Origin of the sequence: Geminocystis sp. GBBB08 (genome assembly GCF_016743215.1) — a bacterium.
Lineage (GTDB): Bacteria > Cyanobacteriota > Cyanobacteriia > Cyanobacteriales > Cyanobacteriaceae > Geminocystis.
Map to the genome: position 1 here is coordinate 1 of NZ_VRZC01000184.1, position 6,966 is coordinate 6,966.

Genomic DNA, 6,966 nt, shown 5'->3' on the forward strand with positions numbered 1-6,966 from the left:
GATGAATATATTGCCGTGGGAGGTTATCAACAGCTATACCGTGCCTTGCACGAAATGACACCCCAAGAAGTAGTTAAAGAAGTCGTTACCAGTGGCTTACGGGGAAGGGGAGGAGGCGGTTATCCTACCGGCTTAAAATGGGCTACCGTTTCCAAAATGCCGAGGGAACAAAAGTACATCGTTTGTAATGCAGACGAAGGTGATCCGGGTGCTTTTATGGATCGAAGTGTCCTTGAAAGTGATCCTCATCGTATTATTGAAGGCATGGCGATCGCCGGTTATGCAGTAGGGGCAAATCAAGGTTATATCTACGTTAGAGCCGAATATCCTCTGGCGATAGCCCGATTACAAAAGGCGATTCAACAGGCAAAAAGACAAGACTTAATAGGCACACAGATATTTAATAGCCTATTTGACTTTAAGATTGATATTAGGGTAGGTGCAGGGGCGTTTGTATGTGGAGAAGAAACCGCCCTTATCGCTTCCATCGAAGGAGACAGAGGCAACCCACGCCCGCGCCCACCTTATCCCGCCCAATCAGGCTTATGGGGATGCCCAACTTTAATCAACAACGTGGAAACCTACGCTAACATCGTGCCAATTATCAGGGAAGGAGGAGTATGGTATGCTAATATTGGCACAGAAAAAAGCAAAGGCACAAAAGTATTCGCCCTCACTGGCAAAGTCAACAATACAGGCTTAATCGAAGTGCCAATGGGTACAACTATTCGTCAAATTGTGGAAGAAATGGGAGGAGGAGTGCCAGGCAATAATGAAATAAAAGCCGTACAAACAGGTGGGCCTTCTGGTGGTTGTATCCCTTATCAATATTTTGATACTCCCGTTGATTATGAATCCCTAAAGGAATTAGGTACTATTATGGGATCAGGTGGCATGATAGTCATAGATGAAGATACTAATATGGTAGCCCTTGCCCGATTTTATATGGAATTTTGTCGAGGAGAAACCTGCGGAAAATGTATCCCCTGTCGCACAGGCACAGTGCAACTATACCAAATGTTGACTAAAATCCTCAACGGGGAAGCCTCCCAAGCCGATATAGGCAAGTTAGAACAATTATCCCATATGGTAAAAGCTACCAGTTTATGCGGTTTAGGGCAAACAGCACCCAATCCCGTCTTAAGCACCTTACACTACTTTAAGGAGGAATATTTACAACTACTCAAATAACCTTAGAGTGGGTATAACCCACCATTTTTAGGGGTTGCTAGGTTAATGACAAGACTATGAAAATTTTTTTCTCACGCAAAGGCGCAAAGGCGCAAAGAGAATTAAAAGTTTAATATAAATAGTGTAAGAGTTATCAAAAAAAGGTAAAAAAATGACTTTATTAACCACAAAAATAACCAGTGATAAATGGATAGATGCTAATTGGCATGAGTTTATGCAACTCGCTGAAAATCCTGATTATGAAAAAGGAAAATTTTATTATTATCAAGGTAGATTAAGAATTGAAATGTCACCATTAGGAAACGATCATTCAAGAGATCACTCTATCATTAATACTGCTATTAATATCTATAGTGCTTTAAAAAAAATTGACTTAAATGCTAACGATAATTGTAGCTATCGCAAAACAGGTTATCAAGAGGCACAACCCGACTTATCTTACTATATTGGTGATACCGCCTCGGCTATTCCCTACGGCACAAGTATTATTAAATTAGATAAATTTCCCCCTCCTACTTTAGTAATAGAAATAGCCAATTTTTCTTTAAAAGACGATCAAGGTGAAAAAAGATTATTATATGAGGAATTAGGAGTAAAAGAATATTGGATTGTAGATGTGAAAAAAGGTGAAATAATTGCTTTTAAAATTGAAAATCAAGGCAGTTATCGCATCAGAGAATCTTTAGTTTTATCTCAGTTAAAATTATCCTTATTAGAAGAAGCATTAAAGATGACTCGCCAAATTAATCACAGTCAGGTAACAGCTTGGTTATTAGAAAAATTTAGTCAGAATAATTAGATTTACCTTAAAACAGGCATCTTGCCAATATTTATCCAGATGTCTATTAATACAATTATCAAAAATTATTCATTATTCATTATTCACTAAAAAAAATGTCTGTAAATACATTAAAAATAGATGGCATTGACGTAGCCGTAGAAGCAGGTACAACCATACTGAAAGCTGCAAAGCAAGCAGGAATCCCTATTCCTACCCTCTGTCACCTAGAAGGAGTCTCCGATGTGGGGGCTTGTCGTTTATGCTTGGTAGAAATCAAAAGTAATCCTAACCTTGTACCTAGTTGCGTCACCGAAGCCTTAGAAGCCATGGAAATTCTCACCCAAACTGAGCAGTTACAAGAGTATCGTAAGATGATTGTTGAATTACTCTTTGCGGAAGGTAATCACGTTTGCGCCGTCTGTGTCGCTAACAATAACTGTCAACTGCAAGACGTAGCGATCGAAGTAGGTATGGATCATACTAGGTTTAATTATCGCTTCCCTCAGCGAGACGTTGACTTATCTCATCCCCTATTTGGCATTGATCACAATCGTTGTATTCTATGTACTAGATGCGTGAGAGTCTGTGCCGAAATTGAAACCGCCCATGTCTGGAATGTTGCCTTTCGAGGCGCCGCCGCTAAAATCGTCAGTGGCTTAAATCAACCTTGGGGTGATGTTGACGCTTGTACTTCTTGCGGTAAATGTGTGGATGCTTGTCCTACAGGTAGTATTTTCCGTAAGGGTGACACCACCGCCGAAACTACCAAAGATCGCAGTAAAGTTGAATTTTTAAGTAATGCTAGGGAGAAACACCAATGGACAAGATAAAATTTGCTACAGTATGGTTAGCAGGATGCTCCGGTTGTCATATGTCATTCCTTGACTTGGACGAATTTTTGTTCGATGTAGCCGAAGCAGTGGACGTTGTATATAGCCCCGTTGCCAGTGACATCAAACATTATCCTGATAACGTTGACGTCTGTTTAGTTGAAGGTGCGATCGCCAATGAAGAAAACTTAGAACTACTGTTAGAAGTACGCAAAAAAACTAAGTTTCTCATCTCCTTCGGTGATTGTGCCGTTACCGCCAATGTACCAGCCATGCGTAATATGTTAAATGGTACTGATCCAGTCTTAAAACGCTGTTATCTTGAGTTAAGCGATGATTCAGGACAAATACCAAAAGACCCTCATATCGTACCAGAACTCCTCGAAAAAGTCCAGCCTATTCATCATATCGTCGATGTGGATTTATTCCTTCCAGGTTGCCCCCCTTCCGCCCAACGCATTAAAGATGCGATCGCACCTCTTTTAAAAGAGGAAAAACCCGTCATGAAAGGGCGAGAAATGATCAAATTTGGTTGATTTGTTTCCTCTCGCAAAGGCGCAAAGACGCAAAGTTTTTTCAGAATTTTTTGATGATGGTTTAAGCTAAGCAGAAACATCTAGTTTTCGAGTTATTAATACTTATCGATTATCCAGTAATTCTTGGTGGCAAAATTACTATAATCCGTTGCAAAAGAATATAGAAAAATTTAGTTTACACAGTAACCCCATGACTCAATTAGTCATTGATGACATTAAATCAGAAATCAATTTATTCAGAGAATATAGTGATTTTTATGGATATACTTTTTATATTCGGGAAACCTCTTAAAAACTTCTTAATAATAAAAATAAAGTCTTTTTTAGATTAAAATAGAACCATGAAAAAAGTATTTTTTTGTATAATAAATCAAGCAATTAAATAATAATAAACGATGACTAATATATTAATAGAAACCAACCAATTAAAACAAACCTTAAAAGAGGTAGTTTTAGAGCTTATTACTGAAAATCAAGAGGAATTTTCTGATTTAATCATAGAAATTATCGAAAATATTGCTCTATCTAAAGCTATTGAAGAAGGCGAAGAAACCGAGTTAGTTGATAATGAATCTATTTTTAAAATTTTAGAACAGAAATAATGAACGTATAATTTAGAAAAAGTTTAGAAAAAGATTTACAAAAAATTAAGGAGACTAAACTATTAAAGAAAATTAAGTCAGTAATAGAAGATATTGAAAAAGCAGAAAATTTACAGCAAATTAATCAAATCAAATCTTTAAAAGGAGAAAATAATTATTATAGAATTAAAATAGGAGATTATAGGATTGGTATTTATGCCGATCAAGATATAGTTAGATTTGTTAGATTTTTACACCAAAAAGAAATTTATCAAAATTTTCCCTAATTAAAATAACTTCCATAAAAATGATTACTTATCGGAGAAATTTATGACAACTACTTATTTTCAAGATATTATAGACTCGATCGAAACTTTATCTATAGATGACCAAGAATATTTATTTGAACTAATACGCAAAAGACGTATTGAAAAAAGACGTTCAGAAATCTTAAGCAATGGAGAAAAAACTCTCAAAAATTTAGAGCTAGGTAAGGTAAAAGTAGGAAATTCAGACGAAATAATGAACTATTTATTAGAAGACGATGAAAAAGAATGATTTTAGTAGCTGATACAAGTTTTAAAAGAGCCTTTAAACGTTTAATAAAAAAAAATTCTTCCTTAGAAAATAAAATAAGGAACATTTTAAAAATATTAGAAAACGATCCCTTTACTGCATCCTTAAAAACTCATAAACTGACAGGTAATTTAGATAATTATTGGTCTTGTTCTATTAACTATGAATATCGGATTATCTTCAAAATAAATCAAACGGAGTTATCAGAACAAACATTAATTATTTTAGTTGATATTGGTACTCATGACGAAGTTTATTAAATCAGTTGAGAATGGTAGAGTCAATCGATGAATCATGCTTTACGAAACTTAATTAATTTGATCCCTCAAAAAATATCTAATATTTAATTATAAAATAGGTAAAAAATTATGTCAAAAACAGTTATTATCGACCCCGTTACTCGCATCGAAGGTCATGCTAAAATATCCATTTATTTAGATGATAATGGTAAAGTAAATGATGCCCGTTTTCATGTGGTAGAATTTCGAGGTTTTGAGAAATTTTGTGAAGGTCGCCCCATGTTTGAAATGGCTGGAATTACCGCCCGTATCTGTGGTATTTGCCCTGTTAGTCATCTCCTCGCCTCCGCCAAAACTGGCGATAAAATCTTAGGGGTAAAAATCCCCCCTACAGGAGAAAAATTGCGTCGGATGATGAATTTAGCCCAAATCACCCAATCTCATGCCCTCTCTTTTTTCCACCTCAGTAGCCCTGATTTTCTCCTCGGTTGGGACTCCAATCCCTCTACCCGTAACGTTTTTGGCTTGATGAGTGCAGATCCCGATTTGGCTCGTGCTGGTATCCGTTTACGCGCTTTTGGTCAAAATATTATTGAAATACTAGGAGCAAGAAAAATTCATGCCGCTTGGGCTGTGCCAGGAGGAGTTCGATCGCCACTTAAAGAAGAAAATCGTCAATGGATTGAAGATAATTTGCCTGAAGCAAAGCAAACCACCGAATTAGCCCTAAATCTCTTTAAAAAGCTCTTAGATAGCGAATTAAAAACAGAAATTGACGTATTTGGCAAATTTGATTCCTTATTTATGGGGTTAGTCGCCCCCGATAGTACTTGGGAACACTATGGAGGACATTTGCGATTCATCGACAGTCAAGGTAACATTATCGCTGACGGCTTGAGTGAGGATAATTACCTAGACTTTTTAGGGGAAGCGGTAGAAAATTGGTCTTATCTCAAATTCCCTTACTATAAACCTTTAGGCTATCCTGATGGTATCTATAGAGTAGGTCCTTTGGCAAGATTAAATGTGTGCGATCGCATCGGTACACCTCAAGCAGATCAAGAATTACACGAATTTCGTCATCGGGCTGGTAGTCGTGTTGCTACATCGTCTTTCTTCTATCACTACGCCCGTTTAATTGAGATTGTCGCTTGTTTAGAAGCCATTGAAAACTTAATACACGATCCCGACATTTTGTCCACTAGAGTAAGGGCAGAAGCAGGAATCAATTACTTAGTAGGCATTGGTGTAAGTGAAGCACCTAGGGGTACACTTTTTCATCATTACAACGTGGATGACAACGGCTTAATTAAAAAGGTAAACCTCATCATTGCCACAGGGCAAAATAACCTTGCCATGAATAAAACCGTCACCCAGATAGCCAAACATTACATTCACGGCGAAGAAGACATACCAGAAGCCATGTTAAATCGTGTAGAAGCAGGAATTAGAGCATTTGATCCCTGTTTAAGCTGTTCAACTCATGCTATAGGACAAATGCCATTACACATAGAATTAGTTAATAGCGAAGGCAAAATTATTAAAGAAAAATATAAAAACTAACAGTAGGGTGGGCAATGCCCACCAATCCATCTGGAGGTAAAATTATGAGTAAAGAAAATTTGTATTTATGTATGGGTTCAGCTTGTCATCAATTAGGTGTTTATGAAGTTTTACCGCAACTACAATCTCTGATAAATCAACATAATTTGAATGAAAAGATTGAGTTAAAAGGCTCATTTTGTTTAGAAACTTGTAGCAGTGGAATTGTGATGAAATTTAGGAATAAACACTTTATCCACATTAGCCCTCAGAATTTAGAAGACAAATTTATTAGAGAAATATTACCAATGATTAAATAAAAACTAAAATAAATATTACTTACAATTTAAAATAATAAAAAAGTATATAATTAGCTATGTTAGAAAGTAGTCAAAATCATTTATATAAACTTTTATGGGAATATGATCCTAATGCTTTAATTGCCATCGATAATAACTTAATAATTAAACTGGTAAACCCCTCTTTTTGTCAACTATTTCGCCTTGAAAACGAGCCAATAATTGGAAAATTAGCCACTGATATATTAGGAAATATTGATCATATTAAAGAAGCATGGCAAAAAAAAGAAGTAATAAAAAATAGGGAAACAGAATATTTTAAACATGATATTATTGTCAAAGAATTTATTTTTCCTATTCAAGAAGAAAATTTTATTTTGTGCATTATGAC

11 protein-coding genes and 1 pseudogene are annotated in these 6,966 nt (G+C 35.9%); all 12 read left to right on the forward strand.

The window, feature by feature from the left end; translation table 11 throughout:
• Nucleotides 1–1,191, forward strand: a 1,191-nt coding sequence (locus FWJ34_RS16860) for an NADH-quinone oxidoreductase subunit F (protein WP_308256508.1), incomplete at its 5' end; no start/stop codon positions are given.
• A gap of 151 nt (nucleotides 1,192–1,342) precedes the next feature.
• Entirely contained in the window at nucleotides 1,343–1,990 is a 648-nt protein-coding gene (locus tag FWJ34_RS16865; RefSeq protein WP_308256509.1) for a Uma2 family endonuclease, read from the forward strand.
• Between the two features lie 95 nt (nucleotides 1,991–2,085).
• Complete coding sequence (gene hoxU, locus FWJ34_RS16870; protein ID WP_308256510.1) at nucleotides 2,086–2,802, forward strand: bidirectional hydrogenase complex protein HoxU; 717 nt, start codon at nucleotides 2,086–2,088, stop codon at nucleotides 2,800–2,802.
• A complete protein-coding gene (locus tag FWJ34_RS16875; RefSeq protein WP_308256511.1) occupies nucleotides 2,790–3,338 on the forward strand; it encodes an oxidoreductase in 549 nt (182 codons plus the stop codon). The genes hoxU and FWJ34_RS16875 overlap by 13 nt, the downstream gene beginning before the upstream one ends.
• Before the next feature lie 148 nt (nucleotides 3,339–3,486).
• Nucleotides 3,487–3,630 carry a hypothetical protein gene (locus FWJ34_RS16880; protein WP_308256512.1) on the forward strand — a complete coding sequence of 48 codons (144 nt, stop codon included), beginning with the start codon at nucleotides 3,487–3,489 and terminating at the stop codon, nucleotides 3,628–3,630.
• Between the two features lie 103 nt (nucleotides 3,631–3,733).
• On the forward strand, nucleotides 3,734–3,940 hold the full coding sequence (locus tag FWJ34_RS16885) for a hypothetical protein (protein WP_308256513.1): 207 nt from the start codon (nucleotides 3,734–3,736) through the stop codon (nucleotides 3,938–3,940).
• Nucleotides 3,941–3,963: 23 nt separating this feature from the next.
• Nucleotides 3,964–4,206 (forward strand): annotated as a pseudogene (locus FWJ34_RS16890) (type II toxin-antitoxin system RelE/ParE family toxin); the annotation flags it as partial.
• Between the two features lie 43 nt (nucleotides 4,207–4,249).
• Nucleotides 4,250–4,477 (forward strand): hypothetical protein, encoded by a 228-nt coding sequence (locus FWJ34_RS16895; protein WP_308256514.1) that lies wholly within the window; start codon nucleotides 4,250–4,252, stop codon nucleotides 4,475–4,477.
• The gene (locus tag FWJ34_RS16900; RefSeq protein WP_308256515.1) at nucleotides 4,474–4,755 is read left to right on the forward strand and encodes a type II toxin-antitoxin system mRNA interferase toxin, RelE/StbE family; all 282 of its coding nucleotides are present in this window, start codon (nucleotides 4,474–4,476) and stop codon (nucleotides 4,753–4,755) included. Before FWJ34_RS16895 ends, FWJ34_RS16900 begins: the two co-directional genes overlap by 4 nt.
• Before the next feature lie 108 nt (nucleotides 4,756–4,863).
• On the forward strand, nucleotides 4,864–6,297 hold the full coding sequence (locus FWJ34_RS16905; RefSeq protein WP_308256516.1) for a Ni/Fe hydrogenase subunit alpha: 1,434 nt from the start codon (nucleotides 4,864–4,866) through the stop codon (nucleotides 6,295–6,297).
• A gap of 44 nt (nucleotides 6,298–6,341) precedes the next feature.
• Nucleotides 6,342–6,596, forward strand: coding sequence for a (2Fe-2S) ferredoxin domain-containing protein (locus FWJ34_RS16910; RefSeq protein WP_308256517.1), 255 nt, complete (start codon nucleotides 6,342–6,344; stop codon nucleotides 6,594–6,596).
• Between the two features lie 56 nt (nucleotides 6,597–6,652).
• A partial coding sequence (locus FWJ34_RS16915) for a PAS domain S-box protein (RefSeq protein WP_308256518.1) occupies nucleotides 6,653–6,966 on the forward strand: 314 nt, incomplete at its 3' end.

Bases quoted from the DNA above. Each gene is read 5' to 3' on its own strand.
- FWJ34_RS16865 (WP_308256509.1), top strand. From the start codon at position 1,343: ATGACTTTATTAACCACAAAAATAACCAGTGATAAATGGATAGATGCT.
- hoxU (WP_308256510.1), top strand. From the start codon at position 2,086: ATGTCTGTAAATACATTAAAAATAGATGGCATTGACGTAGCCGTAGAA.
- FWJ34_RS16875 (WP_308256511.1), top strand. From the start codon at position 2,790: ATGGACAAGATAAAATTTGCTACAGTATGGTTAGCAGGATGCTCCGGT.
- FWJ34_RS16885 (WP_308256513.1), top strand. From the start codon at position 3,734: ATGACTAATATATTAATAGAAACCAACCAATTAAAACAAACCTTAAAA.
- FWJ34_RS16895 (WP_308256514.1), top strand. From the start codon at position 4,250: ATGACAACTACTTATTTTCAAGATATTATAGACTCGATCGAAACTTTA.
- FWJ34_RS16900 (WP_308256515.1), top strand. From the start codon at position 4,474: ATGATTTTAGTAGCTGATACAAGTTTTAAAAGAGCCTTTAAACGTTTA.
- FWJ34_RS16905 (WP_308256516.1), top strand. From the start codon at position 4,864: ATGTCAAAAACAGTTATTATCGACCCCGTTACTCGCATCGAAGGTCAT.
- FWJ34_RS16910 (WP_308256517.1), top strand. From the start codon at position 6,342: ATGAGTAAAGAAAATTTGTATTTATGTATGGGTTCAGCTTGTCATCAA.